Source organism: Mycolicibacterium brisbanense, assembly GCF_001570425.1.
GTDB lineage: Bacteria > Actinomycetota > Actinomycetes > Mycobacteriales > Mycobacteriaceae > Mycobacterium > Mycobacterium brisbanense.
On sequence record NZ_BCSX01000045.1, the window covers coordinates 1 to 23,143 of the forward strand.

The 23,143-nt window shown below is 66.8% G+C and carries 25 protein-coding genes; 14 read left to right on the forward strand and 11 right to left on the reverse strand.

Translation table 11 applies throughout. The features are described 5' to 3' along the window. Positions 1-150: 150 nt before the first annotated feature. Genes RMCB_RS25640 through nhaA form a run of 3 tightly spaced genes read right to left on the reverse strand, consistent with a single transcriptional unit; the run spans position 151 to position 4,344 of the window. On the reverse strand, positions 151-1,062 hold the full coding sequence (locus tag RMCB_RS25640; RefSeq protein WP_062831022.1) for an alpha/beta fold hydrolase: 912 nt from the start codon (positions 1,060-1,062) through the stop codon (positions 151-153). Positions 1,063-1,091: 29 nt separating this feature from the next. Then, positions 1,092-3,005 (reverse strand): 1-deoxy-D-xylulose-5-phosphate synthase, encoded by a 1,914-nt coding sequence (gene dxs, locus RMCB_RS25645; protein ID WP_062831023.1) that lies wholly within the window; start codon positions 3,003-3,005, stop codon positions 1,092-1,094. Positions 3,006-3,033: 28 nt separating this feature from the next. Further along, positions 3,034-4,344 carry a Na+/H+ antiporter NhaA gene (gene nhaA / locus RMCB_RS25650; protein ID WP_234792241.1) on the reverse strand — a complete coding sequence of 437 codons (1,311 nt, stop codon included), beginning with the start codon at positions 4,342-4,344 and terminating at the stop codon, positions 3,034-3,036. A 113-nt stretch (positions 4,345-4,457) separates the two neighbouring features. On the opposite strand from nhaA, the gene RMCB_RS25655 reads away from it, so the two are divergent. Then, positions 4,458-4,901, forward strand: a complete 444-nt coding sequence (locus RMCB_RS25655) for a CBS domain-containing protein (protein ID WP_062831124.1) — start codon at positions 4,458-4,460, stop codon at positions 4,899-4,901. A gap of 5 nt (positions 4,902-4,906) precedes the next feature. Then, positions 4,907-6,196 (forward strand): ArsB/NhaD family transporter, encoded by a 1,290-nt coding sequence (locus tag RMCB_RS25660; protein WP_062831024.1) that lies wholly within the window; start codon positions 4,907-4,909, stop codon positions 6,194-6,196. Positions 6,197-6,300: 104 nt separating this feature from the next. On the opposite strand, the gene RMCB_RS25665 is transcribed toward RMCB_RS25660, so the two are convergent. Together RMCB_RS25665 and RMCB_RS25670 are read right to left on the reverse strand one after the other, a co-directional pair. Then, positions 6,301-7,524: a class I SAM-dependent RNA methyltransferase gene (locus RMCB_RS25665; protein ID WP_062831025.1), complete on the reverse strand. Its 1,224-nt coding sequence runs from the start codon at positions 7,522-7,524 to the stop codon at positions 6,301-6,303. Then, positions 7,521-9,527 (reverse strand): APC family permease, encoded by a 2,007-nt coding sequence (locus tag RMCB_RS25670; RefSeq protein ID WP_201028354.1) that lies wholly within the window; start codon positions 9,525-9,527, stop codon positions 7,521-7,523. Before RMCB_RS25670 ends, RMCB_RS25665 begins: the two co-directional genes overlap by 4 nt. A gap of 88 nt (positions 9,528-9,615) precedes the next feature. Here RMCB_RS25670 and RMCB_RS25675 point away from each other — a divergent pair, with 88 nt between their 5' ends. Both RMCB_RS25675 and RMCB_RS25680 read left to right on the forward strand, forming a co-directional pair. Then, positions 9,616-10,290 (forward strand): potassium channel family protein, encoded by a 675-nt coding sequence (locus tag RMCB_RS25675; protein WP_029370218.1) that lies wholly within the window; start codon positions 9,616-9,618, stop codon positions 10,288-10,290. 34 nt (positions 10,291-10,324) lie between these two features. Then, on the forward strand, positions 10,325-10,993 hold the full coding sequence (locus tag RMCB_RS25680) for a potassium channel family protein (protein WP_029370217.1): 669 nt from the start codon (positions 10,325-10,327) through the stop codon (positions 10,991-10,993). Between the two features lie 12 nt (positions 10,994-11,005). On the opposite strand, the gene RMCB_RS25685 is transcribed toward RMCB_RS25680, so the two are convergent. After that, a complete protein-coding gene (locus RMCB_RS25685; RefSeq protein ID WP_165606327.1) occupies positions 11,006-11,635 on the reverse strand; it encodes a DUF3159 domain-containing protein in 630 nt (209 codons plus the stop codon). Between the two features lie 53 nt (positions 11,636-11,688). Beyond that, on the reverse strand, positions 11,689-12,060 hold the full coding sequence (locus tag RMCB_RS25690) for an OB-fold nucleic acid binding domain-containing protein (protein WP_029370215.1): 372 nt from the start codon (positions 12,058-12,060) through the stop codon (positions 11,689-11,691). A 133-nt stretch (positions 12,061-12,193) separates the two neighbouring features. Between RMCB_RS25690 and RMCB_RS25695 the strand changes: the two genes are divergently transcribed. Next, positions 12,194-12,892, forward strand: coding sequence for an alpha/beta fold hydrolase (locus tag RMCB_RS25695; RefSeq protein ID WP_062831026.1), 699 nt, complete (start codon positions 12,194-12,196; stop codon positions 12,890-12,892). 18 nt (positions 12,893-12,910) lie between these two features. Here the strand turns inward: RMCB_RS25695 and RMCB_RS25700 are convergent, their stop codons facing one another. Both RMCB_RS25700 and dut read right to left on the reverse strand, forming a co-directional pair. Then, the gene (locus tag RMCB_RS25700; RefSeq protein ID WP_062831027.1) at positions 12,911-13,654 is read right to left on the reverse strand and encodes a DUF3710 domain-containing protein; all 744 of its coding nucleotides are present in this window, start codon (positions 13,652-13,654) and stop codon (positions 12,911-12,913) included. After that, positions 13,654-14,118, reverse strand: coding sequence for a dUTP diphosphatase (gene dut, locus RMCB_RS25705; protein ID WP_029370212.1), 465 nt, complete (start codon positions 14,116-14,118; stop codon positions 13,654-13,656). Before dut ends, RMCB_RS25700 begins: the two co-directional genes overlap by 1 nt. 25 nt (positions 14,119-14,143) lie before the next feature. Here dut and RMCB_RS25710 point away from each other — a divergent pair, with 25 nt between their 5' ends. Next, positions 14,144-14,623 carry a DUF3093 domain-containing protein gene (locus tag RMCB_RS25710; protein WP_062831028.1) on the forward strand — a complete coding sequence of 160 codons (480 nt, stop codon included), beginning with the start codon at positions 14,144-14,146 and terminating at the stop codon, positions 14,621-14,623. 9 nt (positions 14,624-14,632) lie between these two features. On the opposite strand, the gene RMCB_RS25715 is transcribed toward RMCB_RS25710, so the two are convergent. Further along, on the reverse strand, positions 14,633-14,935 hold the full coding sequence (locus tag RMCB_RS25715) for a DUF4193 domain-containing protein (protein WP_029370210.1): 303 nt from the start codon (positions 14,933-14,935) through the stop codon (positions 14,633-14,635). A gap of 166 nt (positions 14,936-15,101) precedes the next feature. On the opposite strand from RMCB_RS25715, the gene cei reads away from it, so the two are divergent. After that, positions 15,102-15,752, forward strand: coding sequence for an envelope integrity protein Cei (gene cei / locus RMCB_RS25720; protein WP_029370209.1), 651 nt, complete (start codon positions 15,102-15,104; stop codon positions 15,750-15,752). Here the strand turns inward: cei and RMCB_RS25725 are convergent. After that, positions 15,726-16,580 carry an inositol monophosphatase family protein gene (locus RMCB_RS25725; RefSeq protein ID WP_062831029.1) on the reverse strand — a complete coding sequence of 285 codons (855 nt, stop codon included), beginning with the start codon at positions 16,578-16,580 and terminating at the stop codon, positions 15,726-15,728. The two genes, cei and RMCB_RS25725, sit on opposite strands and share 27 nt — an antisense overlap. A 161-nt stretch (positions 16,581-16,741) precedes the next feature. On the opposite strand from RMCB_RS25725, the gene ppgK reads away from it, so the two are divergent. The 7 genes from ppgK (at position 16,742) to RMCB_RS25760 (ending at position 23,141) form a co-directional block, all read left to right on the forward strand. After that, positions 16,742-17,548 carry a polyphosphate--glucose phosphotransferase gene (ppgK, locus tag RMCB_RS25730; RefSeq protein ID WP_029370207.1) on the forward strand — a complete coding sequence of 269 codons (807 nt, stop codon included), beginning with the start codon at positions 16,742-16,744 and terminating at the stop codon, positions 17,546-17,548. 248 nt (positions 17,549-17,796) lie between these two features. After that, positions 17,797-19,227, forward strand: coding sequence for an RNA polymerase sigma factor (locus RMCB_RS25735; protein WP_029370206.1), 1,431 nt, complete (start codon positions 17,797-17,799; stop codon positions 19,225-19,227). Positions 19,228-19,377: 150 nt separating this feature from the next. Beyond that, positions 19,378-19,815: a MarR family winged helix-turn-helix transcriptional regulator gene (locus RMCB_RS25740; RefSeq protein WP_062831030.1), complete on the forward strand. Its 438-nt coding sequence runs from the start codon at positions 19,378-19,380 to the stop codon at positions 19,813-19,815. Positions 19,816-19,863: 48 nt separating this feature from the next. Continuing rightward, complete coding sequence (locus RMCB_RS25745; protein ID WP_029370204.1) at positions 19,864-20,733, forward strand: LLM class F420-dependent oxidoreductase; 870 nt, start codon at positions 19,864-19,866, stop codon at positions 20,731-20,733. 136 nt (positions 20,734-20,869) lie between these two features. Beyond that, positions 20,870-21,496 carry a LuxR C-terminal-related transcriptional regulator gene (locus RMCB_RS25750; protein WP_029370203.1) on the forward strand — a complete coding sequence of 209 codons (627 nt, stop codon included), beginning with the start codon at positions 20,870-20,872 and terminating at the stop codon, positions 21,494-21,496. 22 nt (positions 21,497-21,518) lie between these two features. After that, positions 21,519-22,376, forward strand: coding sequence for a hypothetical protein (locus RMCB_RS25755; protein ID WP_062831031.1), 858 nt, complete (start codon positions 21,519-21,521; stop codon positions 22,374-22,376). A gap of 87 nt (positions 22,377-22,463) precedes the next feature. Then, a complete protein-coding gene (locus RMCB_RS25760; RefSeq protein WP_029370201.1) occupies positions 22,464-23,141 on the forward strand; it encodes a Pvc16 family protein in 678 nt (225 codons plus the stop codon). Positions 23,142-23,143: the final 2 nt, after the last annotated feature.

Here is a 23,143-nt window from a genome sequence, read left to right on the forward strand (position 1 = left end):
ACCCGGTCAAACAACTCCCGCCGCGTCGCCTTCGAATGCCGATAACCAGTTGGCACGACAACCTCCCAAATCACCGATGTTGTCGTAACCGTATGAATCTGCCGCGGATTTTTCGCAGACATTGCACGCTCGACGCGGCCGTCGACGGCGTCAGCCGCTCACCGCGTCGATGTGCGCCAGGAAATGGGTGAGCACGGCGTCGGGAGCCTCGATCTGCGGCCAGTGCGCGATGTCGTCGGGCAGCATCACCACGTCCGGATCCGGGATCACCTCCAGATAGCGCTTGGCCATGTGCCGGCCCGAGTTCGGGTCCGACGGCCCGTCGATGAGCCGCATCGGCACGGCGGTGTCACGCATGGCCCGCACCCACCGGTTGCGGTGCGTGTAGCGGTCGTTGACGAACCGGCCGACCTTGTGTAGCACCCGCTTTCCGTCGTTGTACTCCAGGATCTGGTGGAACTTCGCCATCAGTTGCGGCGAGGGTTTGGTGTTGACGCCGAACATCTCGTTGATGGTCGGCTCGACCAACCGGCGCGACAACGGGCTGCCCTGCAAAGGACTCATGATGTCGCCCAACGGTGTTCGCGACATGAGCTTCTGCATCAGCCGTGGCGTGTAGGCCTCGTTGAACAGCCCACCGTTGAGCCAGGTGATCGAATCGATGTGCAGCGACCCGTAGGACTGTCCCCCGAACTCGTGGCGGGCCAACAGTTCCTGGCCCACCGAGTCGCCCAGGTCATGCGCCAGGATGTGCGCCGAGGTGACACCGAGCTTCGCCAGCAGGGCCTCGTGCATGTCGGCGTGATCAGTCACCGTGTAGCCGTAGGCGAACGGCTTGGCCGAAAAACCCATGCCGATCATGTCGGGCGCGATGACGGTGAAACGCTCGGCCAGCGTCGGCCAGATCAGCGACCAATCCCATGAGTTGAACGGATACCCGTGAATCAGCAGCAGATTCGGGCCTTCGCCCAGCGGCAGCCCACCGACCCGGTAGAAGATGTCGAACCCGAGGTAGTCGAAAACGTCCCCGGCCGCTTTCCAGTTCTCCAGTTCGGCGTCCATGAGGCGAGGCTAGCGGCAATCCGAACTCGTCAGTCGACCTGCTCGGACACTTCGCGTTCGCCCGCCAGTGCGCCGATGGCCGCCACCCATCCGGTGATCTGCCGCGCGATGTGCTGATCGGTCAACCCGACTTCGGAGAGCACCTCGCCGCGCGACGCATGCGGCAGGAACTCCTGCGGCACTGCCACGTCGCGGCAGGGTACGTCGATCTCGTTGTGCCGCAAAGCAGCCGACACAGACGAACCGATGCCGCCGTGCACACCGTTGTCCTCGACGGTGACCACCAACTTGTGTGTGCGGGCCAGGTCGCTCAGCGCCTCCGGAACCGGCAGCACCCACCGGGGGTCCACCACGGTCACGCCGATGCCCTGGTTACGGAGCCGTTCGGCCACCGCGAGTGCCATCTGCGCGAACGAGCCAACCGCCACCAGCAGTACATCGTCGGTGAGGCCGGCGGCCGGTACCGCAAGGACGTCGACACCGCCGCGCCGCTCGATCGCCGAGATGCCTTCGCCGACATCACCTTTGGGAAATCTGATCGCAGTGGGCCCGTCGGTGACGGCCAGCGCCTCGGCGAGTTGCTCACGCAGCCGCGGCTCGTCGCGCGGGGCGGCCACCCGGATGCCGGGCACGATGCCGAGGATCGACAGGTCCCACATGCCGTTGTGGCTTGGACCGTCCGGCCCGGTCACACCGGCGCGGTCCAGCACCAGCGTCACGGGAAGCTCGTGCAGCGCGACGTCCATGAGCAGCTGGTCGAACGCGCGGTTCAGGAAGGTCGAGTAGATCGCGACCACCGGGTGCAGGCCGCCCATCGCCATGCCGGCGGCCGAAGTCATCGCGTGCTGTTCGGCGATGCCGACGTCGAAGAAACGGTCCGGGTAGCGCTCACGGAACGCGCTCAGGCCCGTCGGGCCCGGCATCGCCGCCGTGATGGCCACGATGTCGCGGCGCTTGGCGGCGATCTTGATCAGTTCCTCGGAGAACACCGAGGTCCAGCCCAGCCCGGAGGCCTTGGTGGCCAGCCCGGTCTCGGGGTCGATGACACCGCACGAGTGCATCTGCTCGGCCTCGTCGTTCTCGGCCGGCGGGTAGCCCATGCCCTTGCGGGTGACGACGTGCACGATCACCGGGGCGTTGAAACCGCGGGCGTGGCGCAGGGCGCTCTCCACGGCGTGCTCGTCGTGTCCGTCGATGGGGCCGACGTACTTCAGGCCCAGATCGGTGAACATCACCTGCGGGGAGATCGCGTCCTTGATGCCGGCCTTGATGCTGTGCATGCACTGGTAGCAGAACTCGCCGACGACGGGCAGACCCCGAACCGCCTTGCGGCCCTCCTCCAAGATCCGTTCGTAGCCCGGCTGCAGCCGCAACCCGGCCAGGTGGTCGGCGAAGCCACCGATGGTCGGCGCGTAGGAGCGGCCGTTGTCGTTGACGACGATGACCACGGGGCGTCCTGCGGTGGCGATGTTGTTCAGCGCCTCCCAGCACATACCGCCGGTGAGCGCGCCGTCGCCGACGACGGCCACCACGTGGCGGTTGCGGTGCCCGTTCAGCTCGAAGGCCTTGGCCAACCCGTCCGCGTAGGACAGCGCCGAGCTGGCATGGCTGGACTCGACCCAGTCGTGCTCACTCTCACTGCGGGCCGGGTAGCCCGACAGGCCGCCTTTCATGCGCAGCGAGTCGAAATCCTGACTGCGTCCCGTCAGCATCTTGTGTACGTAGGCCTGATGGCCTGTGTCGAAGATGATCGGGTCGTGTGGCGAGTCGAACACCCGGTGCAGCGCCAGCGTCAGTTCCACCACACCCAGGTTGGGGCCGAGATGCCCACCGGTTGCAGCGACCTTGTGGATCAGAAATTGCCGGATCTCCTGCGCCAGGTCACTTAGCTGCGACTGCGACAGGTGCTGCAGATCAGCGGGACCGCGGACCTGTTCAAGCATTCGTTTAGTGTACGCACGGAATCTGGACTCAGCCTTCCCGTGGCTGATAGATGTCGGGCACACCATCGTGGTCGGTGTCGGCGGTCTCGATCTGGGCTATCCGGCGGTATGCGGCATTGCGTGCCACCAGTACCCCGGCGGCCAGCAGACCTGCGATAACAGACCCGAACAGGACCGCGATCTTGACGTCGTCATCGGCGACGCTGGCGTGCCCGAACGCGAGTTCACCGATGAGAAGCGACACGGTGAAGCCGATCCCTGCGAGCAACGCCACACCGAGAACATCCCGCCATGCGAGGCCTTCGTCGAGGCTGGCATGGGTGAACCTGGCCAGCAGATATGTGGTGCCCAGCACACCGATGGGTTTGCCGAGCACCAATCCGGCGATGACGCCGAGCGTCACGGGGTGTGACAGCGCCTCACCGAGACCGGACCACCCGCCGACCGTCACACCCGCGGCGAAGAACGCGAACACCGGTACCGCGAACCCCGCCGACACCGGCCGCATGGTGTGTTCGAACTGTTCGGCAGCCGCGTGGCGGCCCAACACCGGGACGGTGAATCCCAGCAGCACCCCGGCCACGGTGGCGTGCACGCCGCTGGCGTGCACGAGCATCCAGGCCGCCAACGCCAACGGCAGCAGGATCCACCACCGCCTCACCCCGCGCTGCACAGCCAGGGCGAACAGGCCGATGGGGATCAGCGCAGCCACCAGCGGACCCGGTGCCAAATGGTCGGTGTAGAAGACCGCGATGACGATGATGGCCAGCAGGTCGTCGACCACTGCCAGGGTCAGCAGGAAGATCCGCAGCGCCGAGGGCAGATGGCTCGACAGCACCGCCAGCACGGCCAACGCGAACGCGATGTCGGTGGCGATCGGTACCGCCCAGCCGCCGAGGTTCTCGGCGTGCCCGGTGCCCAAGTTGATCGCGACGAAGATCACCGCGGGCACGAGCATGCCGCCGACCGCCGCGGCGATCGGCAGCGCCGCGCGGGCCGGGTCGCGCAGGTCGCCGGCCACGAACTCCCGTTTGAGCTCGACCCCGACGACGAAGAAGAAGATCGCCAGCAGGCCGTCGGCCGCCCACGCGGCCACGCTCAGGTTCAGATGCAGGCCTTCCGGGCCGATCACCATCGCCGACAACCGGTGGTAACCCTCGGACCACGGCGAGTTGGCCCAGATCAGCGCGGCCGCGGCGGCAGCGAGCAGCAGGATGCCACCGACGGTCTCCTTGCGGAGGATCTCGGAGATCCGGCGGGCCTCCGCCCATGACCCGCTACGGGTCAGCAGCCGGCGGCCGGTTGCTTTACGTCCACTGTTCATCAGGGCAGGCTCCATTTGGTCAGCATCAACTAGCGCCGACCAGGCTTCCCGGCACACCGTCGTTCAAAGTTAGCAGCAAGGCTGCCTTTTGACGTACCGGAGGACCCTCGCACCGTATGGTGCTCAGGGTGCGCGCCGAGGACATCGCTGAGGAATTTCCGGTTGTCCCCGCGGACGCTGACGCCTTGGACGCCGCGCGCATGCTCGCCCAACACCGCCTGCCGGGAATCGTGGTCACCGATCCCGCAGGCCTTCCCTTCGCGGTGCTGCCCGCCTCGGAGGTCGTGCGCTTTATCATCCCGCAGTACGTGCAGGACGACCCCGCGCTCGCCGGGGTCCTCGATGAATCCATGGCGGACCGAATCGCAGAAAAGCTGCACGGCAAGAGTGTCCGCGAGGTGCTGCCCAAACATCTGCTCGACGTTCCGTCGGCACGCGCCGACGACACCGTCATCGAGGTGGCAGCACTGATGGCGCGGCTGCGCAGCCCACTGGTCGCGGTACTCAAAGACGGCAAACTGCACGGCGTCGTGACGGCATCTCGCTTGCTCGAAGCCGCACTGAGGCGCTGAACTCTATGGCGCTGCTGGCAATCGGAGTCTTCGTCCTCGCCTACGCGCTGATCGCCAGCGATCGGATCAACAAGACGACGGTCGCCCTCGGCGGCGCGGCAGTCGTGCTGGCGTTCGGGGTGGTGCAGTCCGAGGACGCGTTCTTCTCCCGCGAGACCGGTATCGACTGGGATGTCATTTTTCTGCTTTTCGGCATGATGGTCATCGTCAGCGTGCTACGCCAGACCGGCGTGTTCGAATACGTGGCGATCTGGGCTGCCAAGCGCGCCAAAGGCTCTCCTCTACGGATCATGATCCTGCTGGTATTGGTCACAGCCACGGCGTCGGCGCTCCTGGACAACGTCACGACGGTGCTGTTGATCGCGCCGGTCACGTTGCTGGTCTGCGACCGGCTGGCGATCAACCCAGTCCCGTTCCTGATGGCCGAGGTGTTCGCCTCGAACATCGGCGGGGCTGCGACGCTCGTCGGTGATCCGCCGAACATCATCATCGGCAGCCGCGGGGGCTTGAGCTTCAACGATTTCCTGGTACATCTGACGCCGATCGTGATCATCGTCGTTGCGGCATTCATCGTGGTGCTGCCCCGCCTTTTCCGGGGATCGTTCGATGTCGACGCCGACCGGGTCGCCGACGTGATGGCATTGCAAGAAGCCGAGGCGATTCGCGATTCGCGCCTCCTCGTCAAATGTGGTGTCGTCCTCGGCCTGGTGTTCGCCGCGTTCATCTCGCATTCCGTGATTCACATCGCCCCGTCGGTGGTGGCGCTGATCGGCGCGGGCGTTCTGATCGTGGTCTCCGGGCTGTCACGGGCCGACTATCTCTCGGGTGTGGAGTGGGAGACCCTGTTGTTCTTCGCCGGCCTGTTCGTGATGATCGGCGCGCTGGTCAAGACGGGTACCGTCGATGCCCTGGCGCGGGCCGCGACGCAGGCGACGGGCGGTAATGCCCTGCTTACCGTGATGCTCATTCTCGGTGTGTCGGCGCCGGTATCCGGTGTCATCGACAACATCCCGTACGTCGCCACCATGGCGCCCATCGTTGCCGAACTCGTCGCCTCTATCCCCGACTTGGCGCATCCGGACGCATTGTGGTGGGCGTTGGCTCTGGGCGCGGATTTCGGTGGCAACCTCACGGCGATCGGCGCCAGCGCCAACGTCGTGATGCTCGGAATCGCCCGCCGCGCAGGCACTCCGATCTCATTCTGGGAGTTCACCCGCAAAGGCATCGTGGTGACCGTCATTTCGGTCGCGCTCTCCGGCCTGTACTTGTGGCTGCGCTATTTCATATTCGGGTGACGTCAGGAATTCTTCGCCAGAAGACCGTCACCTTCTCCTCGCGAGCAGACGCGCAGGTCCGCGACACGCCGCGGTTCCGGGACCCACATGTCTGCTCGGCAGGATCAGCGAGTCAGGACGGCGACACACTCGACGTGGTGGGTGAGCGGGAACGAGTCGAACACCCGCAACTCCTCCACCGCATAGCCATGATTGCGATACAGACCCACGTCGCGTGCGAACGATGCTGCCTCACAACCGATATGGATGACACGCGGCACTTCGGCGGCCGCCACCTGATCGACCACCTCGCGGCCCGCACCCGTCCGTGGCGGGTCGAGCACTGCCACGTCGGCACGGGTTCGCTGCACCGACAGCGCGCGCCGCACCGAGTCGGTGACCACCGACACCCAGGGCAGGTCGGCCAGCGCGGCCCGGGCCGACCGTGACGAACCCCGGGAGGTGTCCACGGTGACGACGTGTCCGCTCTCGCCCACCTGTTCGGCCAGTGCGGCCGCGAAAACCCCTGCGCCGCCGTACAGATCCCACGCCGTCATACCGGGTTGCAGCTGCGCCCAACCGGCGACCAGCTCGCTGTAGAGCGCCGAGGCGTCACGGTGGGCCTGCCAGAACGCCGTCACCGGCACCTTCCACACCCGGTCTCCGACGCGCTGGGTGGCTTCGTAGTCGCCTTCGATCACCCGCGTCGTGTGCTTGCGTCCCTCTTTGGCCTTGGCGGCCTTGGGGTGCTCGGCGGAGGCGCGCGAGGCGACCACGTGCCGGACGCCGTCGGAGTCGATGGCCACGTGCAGTTGTGACCCTGTGGGCCAACGCGATCCGGCCAAACCGTCGACAAGCCCCGCCTGCAGCTGGGCACAGTTCAGATCGGTCACCAACTCCGTGCTGTGGTAGCGATGGAACCCGACGGTGCCGTCGGCAGCGGTGTCCAGCCGCACCCTGGTCCGCCATCCGGTGGCCCCGGCAGTGCCGACCGGTTCGGCCCTGGCGGCCGCCTCATCGCACCAGTCGAATCCGCCGAGCCGTGCCAATTGGTTGGCCACCACGGCACCTTTGAGCCGCCGGGCCGCATCGGGTTCGGCGAAAGCCAGATCGCAGCAGCCCGCGCCGTTGACGCCGGCGATCGCACACAGCGAGTCAACCCGGTCGGGTGAGGCGTCGATGATCTCGAAAGCCTCGGCGTGCCAATAGGATCCACGCTCATCGGTCACCCGTACCCGCACCGTCTCACCGGGCAGCGCATAACGGACGAAGATCACCCGGCCGTCGTGGCGGGCCACACAGCTGCCGCCGTTGGCCGCCGGACCCGTGGTGACGATCAGCTCCGTCACTCCAGGAATCCCCTGCGCGCATCACCCGGCGCAGACTGTGGCTGCAGCTTCTTCAACCGCTCCGACGAACTGAGCTGCCACGGAACCGAAGTCACCATCACGTTGGGCATGAAGAGCAGCCGGCCCTTGAGCCGCAGCGCACTCTGGTTGTGCAGCACCTGTTCCCACCAGTGCCCGACGACGTACTCGGGGATGAACACCGTGACGACGGTGCGGGGCGACTCGTTGGTGACCCGTCGGACATAATCCAGCACCGGTCGGGTGATCTCGCGGTACGGCGACGCGATGACCTTGAGCGGCACGCTGATGTCGCTGTCCTCCCACTGGTGGACCAGGGCGCGGGTCTCGGCGTCGTCGACGCTGACGGTGATCGCCTCGAGCACGTCAGGACGGGTGGCTCTGGCGTAGGCCAGCGCGCGCTTGGTCGGCAGATGCAGCTTGGACACCAGCACCACGGCGTGGTTGCGGCTGGGCAGGACGATGTCGCCCGGCTCGGCCTCGTCCTGTGCCCGCAGTTCGCGCGCGACGGTGTCGTAGTGCTTGTGGATCAGTTTCATCACCACGAACAGCGAGCCCATCGCGAGGATCGCGATCCATGCGCCGGCCAGGAACTTGGTCAGCACGACGATCACCAGCACGGTGCCGGTCGCGGTGAGGCCGATCGCGTTGATCACCCGCGACCGCATCATGTGCAGGCGCACCGACCGGTCGGTCTCGGTGCGCAACAGCCGGGTCCAGTGCCGCACCATGCCGATCTGGCTGAACGTGAACGACACGAACACGCCGACGATGTAGAGCTGGATCAGCGCGGTGACCTCGGCGCGGAATGCCACAACGAACGCGATCGCGGCGAACGCCAGGAACAGGATGCCGTTCGAGAACGCCAAGCGGTCACCACGGGTGTGCAGCTGCCGCGGCAGGAACGAATCCTGGGCCAGGATCGAGCCGAGCACCGGGAAACCGTTGAACGCGGTGTTGGCCGCGAGCACGAGGATCAGTGCCGTCACACCGGCGATCAGGTACAGCCCGATCGGGAAGTTGTGGAAGACGGCGTCGGCCAGCTGCGCGATGAGGGTCTTCTGGTGGTAGTCGGCGGGTGCGCCGATCAGCTGCTCCTGGGGACGCTCGGCGATCTTCACCCCGGTGGCCTTGGCCAACATGATGATCCCCATGAGCAGGCTCACCGAGATGACGCCGAGCAGCAGCAGCGTGGTGGCCGCGTTGCGGGACTTCGGCTTCTGGAACGCGGGCACACCGTTGCTGATGGCCTCGACACCGGTCAGTGCCGCCGAACCCGACGAGAACGCGCGCGCCACCAGGAACACCAGCGCGAAACCGAGTACGTCGCCGTGCTCCGAGTGCATCTCGAACCCGGCCGATTCGGCGCGCAGCGGGTGGCCCAGCACATAGATCTGGAACAGGCCCCAACCCAGCATGATGTACATGCCGATCATGAAGGCGTAGGTGGGTATGGCGAAGGCGGTCCCGGACTCCCGGATGCCGCGCAGGTTCAACGATGCGAGCACCAGGATCGCGATCACGGCGATGATCACCTTGTGCTGTGCGACGAACGGCACGGCCGATCCGATGTTCGACATGGCCGACGCGGTCGACACGGCCACCGTCAGCACGTAGTCGACCATGAGCGCACTGGCAACGGTCAGGCCCGCGGTGTGCCCGAGGTTGGTGGTGACCACCTCGTAGTCACCGCCACCGGACGGATAGGCATGCACGTTCTGGCGGTAACTGGCGATCACGATCAACATGACGGCACCCACCGCCAGGCCGATCCACGGTGTCAGGGAGTACGCACCGAGCCCCGCCACCGACAGCACGAGGAAGACTTCCTCGGGCGCGTAGGCCACTGATGACAACGCGTCGGACGCGAACACGGGCAGCGCGATCCGCTTGGGCAACAGGGTGTGGGAGAGCTTGTCGCTGCGGAACGGCCGCCCGAGAACGAGCCGACGCGCTGCGGTCGAAAGCTTGGACACGAGTGCCAAGGGTAAGCCCACGACCGGAGAGCGGTAGCGTTCCCACTGCACGGGTTGAGTTACAGCTTGCATTTCAGCCATCGGAGAGGACCGTCGCGTGCGTGTAGTCGTCATGGGATGCGGCCGAGTGGGCGCATCGCTCGCGGACAGCCTGGCCCGCATCGGGCACGAAGTCGCGATCATCGACCGCGACAGCACCGCATTTCACCGGTTGTCCCCCGAGTTCCCCGGCGAACGGGTGCTCGGCATGGGGTTCGACCGGGACGTGCTGTTGCGCGCCGGTATCGAGGAGGCCGGCGCGTTCGCGGCGGTGTCCTCCGGCGACAACTCGAACATCATTTCGGCGCGGTTGGCTCGCGAGACGTTCGGAGTCGAACGCGTCGTCTCCCGCATCTACGACGCCAAACGCGCGGCCGTCTACGAGCGCCTCGGGATTCCGACGGTGGCCACCGTGCCGTGGACCACCGACCGGCTGCTCAACGTGCTGACACGCGAGACCGAGACCACCAAGTGGCGCGATCCCTCCGGCAGCGTCGGGGTTGCCGAGCTCGCCCTGCACGAGGGCTGGGCGGGGCGCAGGGTCACCTCGCTGGAGGCTGCCACCGGCGGCCGGGTGGCCTTCATACTGCGGTTCGGCAGCGGTTACCTGCCCGACGCGAAAACTGTCATCCAGGCCGGCGACGAGGTGTACCTCGCGGCCGTGTCCGGCCATATCGCCGAAGCCCTGGCCATCGCGGCGCTGCCGCCCGGTGAAGCTGCGGAGTCGGAATGAAACGCACGCATGACGATCATGAGGAGGGGCACCGATGAAGGTCGCCATCGCCGGTGCGGGTGCCGTCGGCCGCTCCATCGCCCGGGAACTGTTGGAGAACAACCACGACGTGACGCTGCTGGAGCGCAACCTCGAGCACATCGACGTCGACGCCATCCCGGCGGCGCACTGGCGTCTGGGTGACGCCTGTGAGATCACCGTGCTGGAGTCGCTGCAGCTGCAACAGTTCGACGTCGTCATCGCGGCCACGGGCGACGACAAGGTCAACGTGGTCCTCAGCTTGCTGGCCAAGACCGAGTTCGCGGTAGCGCGCGTGGTGGCGCGGGTCAACGACCCTCGCAACGAGTGGCTGTTCGACGAGAACTGGGGCGTCGACGTCGCGGTGTCGACGCCGCGGATGCTGGCCTCACTGGTCGAAGAGGCGGTCGCCGTGGGCGATCTGGTGCGGCTGATGGAATTCCGCAAGGGTCAGGCCAACCTGGTGGAGATCACGCTGCCCGCCGACACGCCGTGGGGCGGAAAGCCGGTGAAGCGGCTGAATCTTCCGCGGGATGCCTCGTTGGTCACCATCCTGCGTGGCCCGCGGGTGATCGTGCCGCAGTCCGACGAACCGCTGGAGGGCGGCGACGAGCTGTTGTTCGTGACCGTCAGCGAGGTCGAGGATGAGCTGCGCGCACTGCTGCTGGATCCGTCCGCGCGCTGAGCGGGAAACCGCTCAGTCGGTGGTTTCGGCGCCCTGGTGGGCGTGTACGGCGTTGCGCGCGACGCGGATGGCCAGATAGGTCACGAGTGCGGCGGCGGCCGTCAGCGGCCATCCCATGGCGATTCGGGCAACGCCGAGCCAGCCGGTCTGGTCGGCTTGATACAGATGCTGCTGCACCAGGAATCGCGATGCGAACACCAGCACCCAGATCACCGTCGCGACGTCGAACGCCAGGACGGCCTTACGCACATCGCGCCAGGCTCGGTCGTGGGAGTTGACCCAGCCCCAGATGTAGCCGACCATCGGCCGCCGGATGAGAACCGAGACGCCGAACACCACGGCCCAGAACAACGACGTCCAAATGCCAAGCAGGAAAAAGCCTTTCGACTCCCCCACCACGTAGGCGATGAGCGCGCTGATGCCGACGCCGAAGAAGCCGGAGACGGCGGGCTGAACCGAGTCGTGGCGGATCAGTCGCCAGATGAGAATGAGGGTGGCCACGCCGAGCGCCGCGCCGATCGCGGGCATCAGGCCGAACAATGTCGAAACCGGGACGAACACCACCACCGGCAGCGACGAGTAGATCAGGCCGCTGATGCCGCCCATCTGATCCAGGATTGCCCGACCTCGGGCAGCGGTCAGCTCCGGCTCGGGCTCACTCGTGGGTGGTGCGGGAGCGCTGTCGTCGCTCAAGCTCACTTCTGAATTTCGTAACGCGGGTTGTAAATCGCCTTGGTGCCGTTCTCCAGCTGACCGACGCGGCCCTGCACCCGCAAGGTGCGGCCGGATTCGATGCCGGGGATGCGGCGCTGGCCCAGCCAGACCAGCATCACCGTGTCGGTGCCGTCGAACAGTTCGGCCTTCACGCCGCCGGAACAGGCTTTGCCGTTACATTCGACACTGCGCAGGGTTCCGACCATGGTGACCTCTTGGCCGCGCTGGCAGTTGATCGCCTTCATCGCGCCGGTGTTGGCCGCCTCGTCACTGAGCTCTTCGACGTCGAGTTGCTCTGGGTCTTCTGTCAGGCGTCGAGTTAGCCGGCGCAGATACCCTTCGGCCGTAGACATGGCCTCTCCTGACCTTTCGCGGATTCTTTGTGAACCCACCCAACCATCGCCACGGTAGACCTCTTGTTGCCGGAATGCCACGTGGGCGCGGGTCGGCGCGCCGATTCTCCCAAGTGCCAGGCAGGATCGTGTGATGAACGTCATTCTCCGAGGTGTCACCACGGTGCTGTTACCCGGCACCGGGTCCGATGACGACTACGTTTACCGGGCATTTTCCGACGCATTGCATGAGGTCGGGGCGCTGTTGGTGACGCCGTCGCCCCAGCCGCACCGGCTCGTCGACGGATACCGCGATGCGCTCGACGACGCCGCCCGCTCCGGCCCGATCGCTGTCGGCGGGGTGTCGATCGGAGCTGTCGTGGCCACCGCGTGGGCACTGGCCCATCCCGGCCGGGCCGTGGCCGTACTCGCCGCGCTGCCACCGTGGACCGGGTCTCCGGAGAATGCGCCCGCCGCATTGCTGGCACGCCAGTCGGCGCAGCTGTTGCGCCGGGATGGCCTGGCCGCGACAGTGGCGCAGATGAGGGCATCGAGCCCGCCGTGGCTGGCCGATGAGTTGACCCGGTCCTGGGTCGGGCAGTGGCCGACGCTGCCCGACGCGATGGAGGAGGCCGCGGGACATGCCGCACCCGACTGCGCTGACCTGGAACGACTGACGGTGCCGCTGGGAGTTGTCGTGGCGACCGACGATCCCGTTCATCCGGCAGAGGTCGGCTTCGAATGGGTTTCCGCCGCACCGCGGGCCGCGCTGCGCGCGGTCACCCTGGAGGAGATGGGCGCGAAGACGGGCATCGTCGGCGCGGCGTGCGTGGCGGCCCTGCAGGAGGCGTGAGAACCGGCCGACGCCGCCCTATCCGCCGGTGATGGTACGGAGCTGCTGCATGGCCGAACCCTGGGCACTGCGCCGGGCCACCGGCTCGGGCTCGTTCTGCTGCAGTGGCGGCGCCTGCTGACCGGCCGCGGCCTGGGCGGCGGCCTGCGCAGCGGCTGCCCGCAATTGCGCAGCCATCGGTTCCGGCAACTCCACCGCGAGCGGGGTGCGCACCGGCAGCGGTGTCTCACCACGGCGAACCACGGTGTCGGCCAACGCTGTCCGGGCTTCCTCGGCCAGCGCGTCGACGGTGTCCGGAGCGCCGTTGACCACGCACCGCACCATCCAGCGGTACCCGTCGACACCGATGAACCGCACCACGCCGCCGTTGCCGGCGCCGACCACCTCACGGCCCCATCGCCCGTCCTCGATGGCGACCGACGCCGCGTCCTTGCGCAGCGAGTCGGCCAGCTCGGTGGCCACTTCGCGCCACAGCCCGGGGCTCTTGGGCGCCGCGTATGCCGCGATGGTGAACCGGCCGTTCGGTGTCACCACCCAGACCGCGCTGGGCGCCCCGGCCTCGTTGAGTTCGACCTGAACCTGGCCGCCGTCGGGCATCGGGATGAGCACCGAGCCCAGGTCGAGGCGCCCCTGGGCAGCCACCGAGGCGTCGTCGAAGTCCTCGACGTCGAACGGGCCCTCGAAGTCGTCGTCGGTCACCGCATCGGCAGCCGCGTCCGCGTCGTCGGGCGCCGGGTCTTTTTCATGTTTTCCGTATGCCATCACAAACTCGCATGTCCGCCGGAGGAACCGTAGCCACCTGCGCCACGGGAAGTGTCGGCCAGGCCTGCCTCGTCGAACGAGGTCACCTCGACCAGTTCGGGAAGTTCTACCCGTTGCACCAGCAACTGGGCAATCCGGTCGCCGCGGCTGATCTCGATGGGTGTCTCGGGGTCGAGGTTGATCAGCGAGACCTTGATCTCACCGCGGTAACCGGCATCGATGGTGCCCGGGCTGTTGACGATCGAAAGTCCTACGCGCGCAGCCAAACCCGAACGTGGATGGACCAATCCCACCATTCCGTGCGGGATCGCCACGGCCACACCGGTCGGCACCAGCGCACGCTGCCCTGGTGCCAGATGGACGTCCTGCGCGCTGTAGAGGTCGACGCCCGCGTCGCCGTCGTGCGCCCGGGCGGGCATCGGGAGATCGCGGTCCAATCGGACCACCGCCAGAGAGTTGGACACGACGTCACAGATTACTCTGAGCCACGTGTCAGACACGCGCGCAACCACCCAAACCGTGCGCTACCACGAGCGGTTGTGGGTGCCTTGGTGGTGGACTCTGCCGGCAGCAGTGCTGGCAGCGCTCATCGCCCTCGAGGTCAACCAGGCTGTTTCCGCACTGCCCAATTGGGTGTCGTTCGTGGTGCTGTTCGGCGTGGCGGGCGCCGTGCTGAGTTGGTTCAGCAAGGTCGAATTGCGTGTGGTCGGCCGGCCGGGCGGCGGCACCGAACTATGGATCGGCGGCGCGCACCTGCCGACCAGCGTCATCGCCCGGACTGCGGAAGTGCCGCGCTCGGCCAAAACGGCCGCCCTGGGTCGTCAGCTCGACCCGGCGGCCTACGTCGTGCACCGGGCCTGGGTCGGCCCGATGGTGCTGGTGGTACTCGACGATCCGGATGACCCCACCCCGTACTGGCTGATCAGTACGCGTCATCCAGACCGCGTGCTCGCCGCGCTGCAGGACTGAGCGCGCCGGTCAGGCGGCGCAGTCCGTGCAGATCATCACGCCGTCCTTCTCACTGGCGAGACGGCTGCGGTGATGCACCAAGAAGCAGCTCGAGCAGGTGAACTCATCCGCCTGCTTCGGAACCACCCGCACCGAAAGCTCTTCGCCGGAGAGATCCGCTCCCGGCAGCTCGAACGATTCGGCGGATTCGGATTCGTCGACATCGACGACAGCCGATTGCGCCTCGTTACGTCGGGCCTTCAGCTCCTCAAGTGAGTCCTCGGAAACCTCGTCGGTCTCTGTTCGCCGCGGCGCGTCGTAATCGGTAGCCATAAGCGCTATCCCCTCCCTAAACCTTGCAGCAGAGGTTTGTACCAGCGTCGAACGCATTACCCAAACGATTCGTGCCCTTATTGCCACATGTTGCAGTGTGATTTACATCACACTGTTGTGCGGACTCTGCCGCTGTGCAGGGCAACCGTGCCTTTAGAGTGCAGGGGTGGTCGCACAAATCACCGACGGCACCGCGTTCGACCGGCACGGTCGGCCGTTCCGGCGGCGCAACACCGTCCCCGCCATCGTGCTGTTCGCCATCCTGGCGGTGGTGACGCTGGTGGTGTGGATCGTCGCGCTCAATCGGCCCGCCGACGTCCGTGAGGCCACGGTGTGCAACCCGCCGCCGCCCGCCACCGACCCTGCGACTCCCAAACTGGGCGAACAGGTGGCCCGATCGGCGATGACCGACACCACCCCCGCGGCGCTCAGCGACACCAAGATCCGGGTGCTGAACGCCAGCGGACAGGGCGGTCAGGCCGGCGAGATCGCCGGCGAATTGCGTGACCTGGGTTTTGCCCAGCCCGAAGCCGCCAACGATCCGATCTACAACCACACCAGACTGGAATGCCAGGGTCAGATCCGGTTCGGCCCGACCGGTCGAGCCGCGGCCGCGGCGGTCTGGCTGGTGGCTCCGTGCACGGAGTTGTTCCAGGACGAAAGGCCGGACGCCACAGTCGATCTGGCGTTGGGCACGGAATTCACCGAACTGGCCAGCAGCGACGACATCAACGCCGTGCTGGCCAGCCTGCGCCCCGACGCCACCGGACCCGCCGATTCGGCGCTGCTGTCAAAGATCCATACCGGCGCCTGCTAGGGCGTCGTGCAGTGCGCCAGCGACACCGGGAGCCGCGGCACCCACGCGTCCGGCGCCCGTGATGGCCGGCAACCACACCGTGGCCCCGGCCTCGGCGGCGATCAAGGCCCCGGCCGCCCAGTCCCAGACGTGCACGCCGTCCTCGTAGTACGCGTCGAGCTGGCCGGCAGCGACCATGCACAGATCCAGTGCGCACGAGCCGAGCCGTCGCACGTCGCGGACCGCGGGCAGCAACTGTGCGAGCACTTCGGCCTGCTGGCGCCGCTGTTCGGGGACGTAGGCGAACCCCGTCCCCACCAGGGCCATGCCCAGATCGTCGACCGCAGTGCACCGCAGCGGCGTGCTGACCCCGTCATACTGCACCGCGGCCCCCTGCCCCAGCGCCGCCGAATACACCGATCCGGCGGCGACATTGGCGACGGCTCCGGCCACCGATCGGCCGTCGAGCTGCACGGCCACCGACACGGCGTAGGCCGGGATGCCGTAGACGAAGTTCACGGTGCCGTCGATGGGGTCGATCACCCAGCGCAGCCCGTCGCTGCCGCTGCGGCCGCCCTCTTCCTCGCCGAGAATCTCGTCGGCGGGCCGCAGCTCGGCAAGCCGCTCACGCAACCATCGCTCGGTCTCGGTGTCGACGATCGTCACCGGGTCGGTCCGCGTGCTCTTGGACCGCACGGCACCGCCTTCGTCATGTGCTTGGCCCCCGTCGTCCGAAACCCCGTCTCCGAATACCTCGATACGACGGCGTCGGACGAGTGCGGCGGCCTCGGTCGCCAACTGTTCGGCTACTCCGCGCAGGACGGCCGGGTCGGTGCTGTTGTCTGTCACCCTCCTATCGCAACATATCTTTCCGCCGAAAAGTCGCTCGCGGGATGGCAGACCGCCCGCGTCAGCGTTGACGAGCTACTAGGGTGAGGCGCGGCGCCATTAGCCGGCCCGCCCTCCTGCCAATCGGCCCCGCAACCGTCTGTCCCGCAGAGGAGCTCCCCATGACCGCACCCGATGTTCCCGCAGCCGAATCTGCCGTCGACGGCTCTGCCCGCCGCGGTTTCGGCGTCGATGTGGGTGGCAGCGGCGTCAAGGGCGGCATCGTCGATCTCGACACCGGGCAGCTGATCGGCGAGCGGTTCAAGCTCGACACCCCCCAACCCTCGACGCCCGAAGCGGTAGCCAAGACCGTCGCCGCGGTGGTGCGGGAGTTCGGCTGGACCGGCAGCCTCGGGGTCACCTACCCCGGTGTGGTGACGAACGGCGTCGTGCGCACCGCAGCCAACGTCGACAAGGGCTGGATCGGGGTCAACGCCGCGGAGGTCATCAGTGCCGAGCTGGGCGGCCAGCACGTCACGGTGCTCAACGACGCCGACGCGGCCGGACTGGCGGAGGAACAGTACGGCGCGGGCAAGGACAACAGCGGCGTGATCGTCTTGCTGACCTTCGGCACCGGCATCGGCTCCGCGGTGATCCACAACGGTGTGCTGTTGCCCAACACCGAGTTTGGCCACCTTGAGGTCGGCGGCAAAGAAGCCGAGCACCGGGCCGCCTCGTCGGTCAAGGAGCGCAAGGACTGGAGCTACGAGCGCTGGACCGAAGAGGTCACCAAGGTGCTGACCGTCATCGAGAACGCCATCTGGCCCGATCTGTTCATCGCCGGCGGCGGCATCAGCCGCAAAGCCGACAAGTGGATCCCGCTGCTGAAGAACCGCACCCCGGTGGTTGCTGCGACGCTGCAGAACACCGCGGGCATTGTCGGCGCCGCGATGGCAGCCGTCGCCGACGTCACAGCTACCGGTCGGTAGCTTCGCGTTCCGCGATCGGTTACCGGCGGTTCACCACGGCCACGCACGCTCCGCTCCCCTTCTCGCTGAGGCCAAAATTTGCCGCTAGGCACGGTGCACGCACACACTGTCGTTACAATGGTCTTCGGCGGCCGCCTACCGAATAGCGGCGAATATCCCAGCCGATACCAACGCCAACATTCGACAGCCGACGCTTTCGGTGGTGTATGCCCATGCCCACCGAACTACGAAAGACCGAAAGGGTGTACGTGGCAGCGACAAAAGCAAGCCCGGCAACCGACGAGCCGGTGAAGCGCACCGCTACCAAGACCCCCGCCAAGAAGGCCCCGGCCAAGCGGGCGGCGAAAGCAACTGCGGCCAAGGCCCCGGCCAAGAAGGCCCCAGCCAAGAAGGCGGCGAAGGGCGTCGCGACCAAGCCCGAGGACGTCAACGACGATCTCGAGGCCACTGACGATCTCGAAGCCGAGCCCGGCGACGATCTCGACGTCGACGACACCGATCTCGAACTCGACGACGACCTCGATACCGACGACGACACCGTCGAGGACGAGTCCGACGAGGACGAAGACGACGAAGAAGAGGTCGACGAGGCCGCCGCGGAAGGGACCGCCGACGCGCCGGCCGCGCCGGGCGCCAAGCCCGCCGCCGAGGACGAGGTCGAAGAACCCTCGGAGAAGGACAAAGCCTCCGGCGACTTCGTCTGGGACGAAGAGGAGTCCGAGGCGCTGCGGCAGGCCCGCAAGGATGCCGAGCTGACGGCATCGGCCGACTCGGTTCGCGCCTACCTCAAGCAGATCGGCAAGGTGGCGCTGCTCAACGCCGAAGAGGAAGTCGAGCTGGCCAAGCGCATCGAGGCCGGTCTGTTCGCGACCCAGAAGATGGCCGAGTTCGCCGAGAAGGGCGAGAAGCTCACCACGCAGATGCGCCGCGATTACCAGTGGATCTGCCGCGACGGCGACCGCGCGAAAAACCATCTGCTGGAAGCGAACCTGCGTCTGGTGGTGTCGCTGGCCAAGCGCTACACCGGTCGCGGCATGGCGTTCCTGGATCTGATCCAGGAGGGCAACCTCGGCCTGATCCGCGCCGTCGAGAAGTTCGACTACACCAAGGGCTACAAGTTCTCCACGTACGCGACGTGGTGGATCCGGCAGGCCATCACCCGCGCCATGGCCGACCAGGCCCGCACCATCCGCATCCCGGTGCACATGGTCGAGGTCATCAACAAGCTGGGCCGTATCCAGCGTGAGCTTCTGCAGGACCTGGGCCGCGAGCCCACGCCTGAGGAGCTGGCCAAGGAAATGGACATCACGCCGGAGAAGGTGCTGGAGATCCAGCAGTACGCGCGTGAGCCGATCTCCCTGGACCAGACCATCGGTGACGAAGGTGATTCGCAGCTGGGCGATTTCATCGAGGACTCCGAGGCCGTGGTGGCGGTCGACGCCGTCTCGTTCACCTTGCTGCAGGATCAGTTGCAGTCGGTGCTGGAGACGCTGTCCGAGCGCGAGGCCGGCGTGGTCCGGCTGCGGTTCGGCCTCACCGACGGCCAGCCGCGCACGCTCGACGAGATCGGTCAGGTCTACGGGGTCACCCGTGAGCGCATTCGCCAGATCGAGTCCAAGACCATGAGCAAGCTGCGTCATCCCAGCCGCTCCCAGGTGCTGCGCGACTACCTGGATTAGCAACGTCGACACAACGGCGGATCGGATTGTTCCGACCCGCCGTTTGTCGTTTTTCGGTTGCGTTTTCCTCAATCACCTTGGCGCTCTCCGGTCTTCGCCTGACCATCAACCTGGATTGACAATCCAGATTGATAAATCTAGATTGACCATATGGCAGCGCCGCCGAACCCCGAACACATCGCCGCAGCGCTATTCGGCGACATCGCGCTGATCACCCGCCGGGTGCGGCAATTGCAAGCGCCCGGCGACTTGACCCTCCCCGAACGGGCCGCACTCGAGCGCCTCGATCGGGGCGGTGCGACGTCGGCGGCCGATCTGGCACGGATCGAACAGATCAGCCCCCAGGCGATGGGCGTCACCCTCGGCACGCTGCAGTCCCGAGGTTTCGTGCAGCGCATGCGCGATCCGCACGATGCCCGCCGGCACCTCATGTCGATCACCTCAGCGGGGTCCGAAATCCTTCAGCACAAGAGGGATGCCCGGGTCCGCCATTTCACCGAGATCCTCAAAGAGCGGTTCTCCGCCGACGAATTGCAGACCCTCGCGGCCGCGCTGCCGCTGCTCGAACGGCTGGGCGAACACATCTGAGGCCACGCCGGCGTCACTAGTCACCAAACCAGAAAGGACACGATCCACATGGAGTTGGGAATTCACTACATCGACTTCCTGCCGGGCGCACCGGAGAAGCTCGGACCCGCCCTCGCTCAGACCGCCGTCGCCGCCGAGCAGGCCGGCGCCACCATGTTCAGCCTGGCCGACCACTTCTTCCAGATGGAGCGGATCGGCGATGCCCACGACCCGTTCCTCGAGGGCTACACCTCGATGGGCTTCCTTGCCGCCCATACCAAGACGATCACGCTGAGCATGCTCGTCACCGGCGTCACCTACCGGTATCCCGGCATTCTCGCCAAGACCATCACGACGCTCGACATCCTCTCCCAAGGCCGCACGACGCTCGCGATCGGCGCAGCGTGGTACGACCGCGAGCACCATGCGCTGGGCGTGCCGTACCCACCGCTGCGCGAGCGGTTCGAGATGGTCGAGGAAACCTTGCAGATCTGCGCACAGATGTGGAGCGACAACGACGGCCCCTACCGCGGCAAGCACTACAGCCTGGAGGAGACCATCTGCGAGCCGCAACCCATCCGGCGCCCGCCGGTACTCATCGGCGGCGACGGCGAGAAGAAGACGTTGCGCCTGGTGGCGCAGTACGCCGACATCTGGAACAGCACGAACGGGGAAACGCTCAAGCACAAAATCGAAGTGTTGCAGCGGCATTGCGACGACGTCGGACGCGACTACCGCGAGATCCGCAAGACCCTGGGGCTCGGTCCGGACACCGACCCGTTCGCCGACCCCGCCACGTTCATGCGTGCCATGCAGACCTACGCCGAGTTGGGCGTCGAGATGGTCAACATCCCGGTGTTGCCGGGCAACCCGGATCCGGTCGGATTTGTCCGCAGGCTCGGGGATGAAGTGGTGCCCGAACTGATGTCGTTGGGCTGACCGCGCTGCCCTTCCGGCGGCGCTCTGAGCTGCGCGTTGAGCGTTTGTTGAGCAGCGCGTATGCACTGTTGAGCCGCCGTTGATGCCCGTCCGGATACTCATTGGCAACAGTCCGCCCGCCCAAAGGGGAAATGCCATGCAGCGCCGAGTGTCCACCTACGTATACGCCGACGACCCGATCCTGCAGGCCGGCGTGATCAGTCAACTGCGGATGCGCCCCGAGATCGACGTCGTCGAATCCGGTGACCTCGCCGGCGTCGACGTCGGCATCGCGGTCGCCGACACGCTCGACGACGAGACCGTCCGCATCCTGCGCTCGCTGAAGAAGGCCGGTGTCTCACACACCATCCTGGTGATGAGCGCCATCGACGACAACACGGTGGTGACCGTCGCCGAGGTCGGGGTGAGCGGGTTGCTCCGCCGCAGCGAGGCCACGCCCGATCTACTGGTGCGCACGATCCAGAAAGTGGCCGCCGGCGAAGGGGTCATCCCGTCGGATCTGCTCGGCCACCTCCTGGGACAGGTGGGCCGGCTGCAACGACAGGTCCTGTCCCCGCGCGGTCTGACCTTCACCGGGTTGTCCGACCGCGAGGTGCAGGTGTTGCGGTTGATCGCAGACGGCCACGACACCAACGAGATCGCCCGCCAGTTGTGCTACAGCCAGCGCACCGTGAAGAACGTCCTGCACGACGTCACCACCCGCCTGCAGTTGCGTAACCGCTCGCATGCGGTCGCGTACGCAGTGCGCGAAGGGCTCATCTGAACCGAGGCCGAGGAGCGCACCGATGAATGGTGACCCCGACGATCCGACTCGACGGCTGGGCCGTGCCCAACTCCCCACGGAGCACGCATGGTCGCAAGACCCGGAGCCGGATCTGGAGCCGACCCAGTACTCGCCACAACATGATCGCGAGTTCCTGGATCGCGACGTCGCCCGCACGCCTGCCGCCTACCCCGACCCGCCGGTGGCGGACATCCCATGGTTCCGCCGACCGGGCGTGCTGTTCACCGGTGCCGCGATTGCCGCAGCGATCGCTCTGGTGGCGCTCTACATCACCTTCCAACCCAGCGACGGTGGCGGAACACCGGTGCGAAGTACTGTCACCCAGACCCAGACGTCCACATCGATCGTGGAAGTGCCTGTCACCCAAGGAGTTCCGAACGGCAACGGTTCGAACGACACCGGGTCGAACGGCACCGGGCAGTCGACGCCGGACGTCACGCATTGCCCGAACGGTCAGGACGTGCCGGCAGGCCAGGCGTGTCCATCGGACAAGACCTGTCCGACAGGTACCGTCAAGTCCGGTGGACAGTGCAAGACCGTCACCGAATGCAGCGACGGCACGACGGTCACCGCACCCACGACCTGCGAAGCTCCGGCAAAGTGCCCCAACGGGAATCCACCGGCGAGCGGCCAGACCTGTTCCGGCACATCGGACATCACCTGCCCGGGTGGCAGCACCGTGCCCGCGGGCCAGACGTGCGCGGTCGACCCCGTGCATTGCCCGAACGGCACGACAGTACCGCCCGGCCAGACATGCCCGGCAACGAATCCCCCGCCTGACGTGAAATGCCCCGACGGATCCACCGCACCGACTCCCGCCGACTGCCCGCCGGTGGTCCGAACACCTGCGGGCAACTGACCGCCGCCCGATCGGGCAGAATCCCCTGCCTCCACAACGGGACTCGCGCTCGTACACCACAACCGAATCACACGGAACGATGGGCCAGTGATACCAGAAGTCGACCATGCGCTACGCACCCTCATCGAGCGTGAGGCGGTCGACCCTGCCGAGGTCGAGGTCGAATTCGACGCGCCCACCAAAGACTGGGCCAGTCGCCGCAACGCTCCGACCATCGGGGTCTACCTCTACGACATCAGGGAGGACCTGCGTCGGCGCGAGCGGGGCCTGCTCAACCAGTACGACGGCAACCGGGTGACCGCGCGGCACCTTCCGCCACGGCACTTCAAACTGTCCTACCTGGTGGCCGCTTGGACCCAGCGCCCCGAGGACGAGCACCGACTGCTGTCCGCATTGCTCAGCTGCTTCCTGCGCCACGAGGCACTGCCGACCGATGTTCTGACCGGTTCCCTTGCTGCACTGGGACTTCCGGTCCCGGTATCGGTGGCGTTGCCGCCCCCGGAAGACCGGTCGTTCGCCGACGTGTGGACCGCGCTCGGCGGCGAGTTGAAGCCGTCGCTGGACGTCGTCGTCACCGCTCCGACCGACACGGGACGCAGTTTCGCCGCCGGACCGCCGGTCGAGCGGCCGCCCGTGTTGCATGTCGAGGCCACCGACGATTCGGTGCCGCGCGAGACCGTACGGCGCCGCGCCGTCGGCGAGCCCGCGTTCGGTCCCGAAGCCCGCGACGGCATGCGAATCCGCAAGCGCCAGCGCAAGAAGTAGGC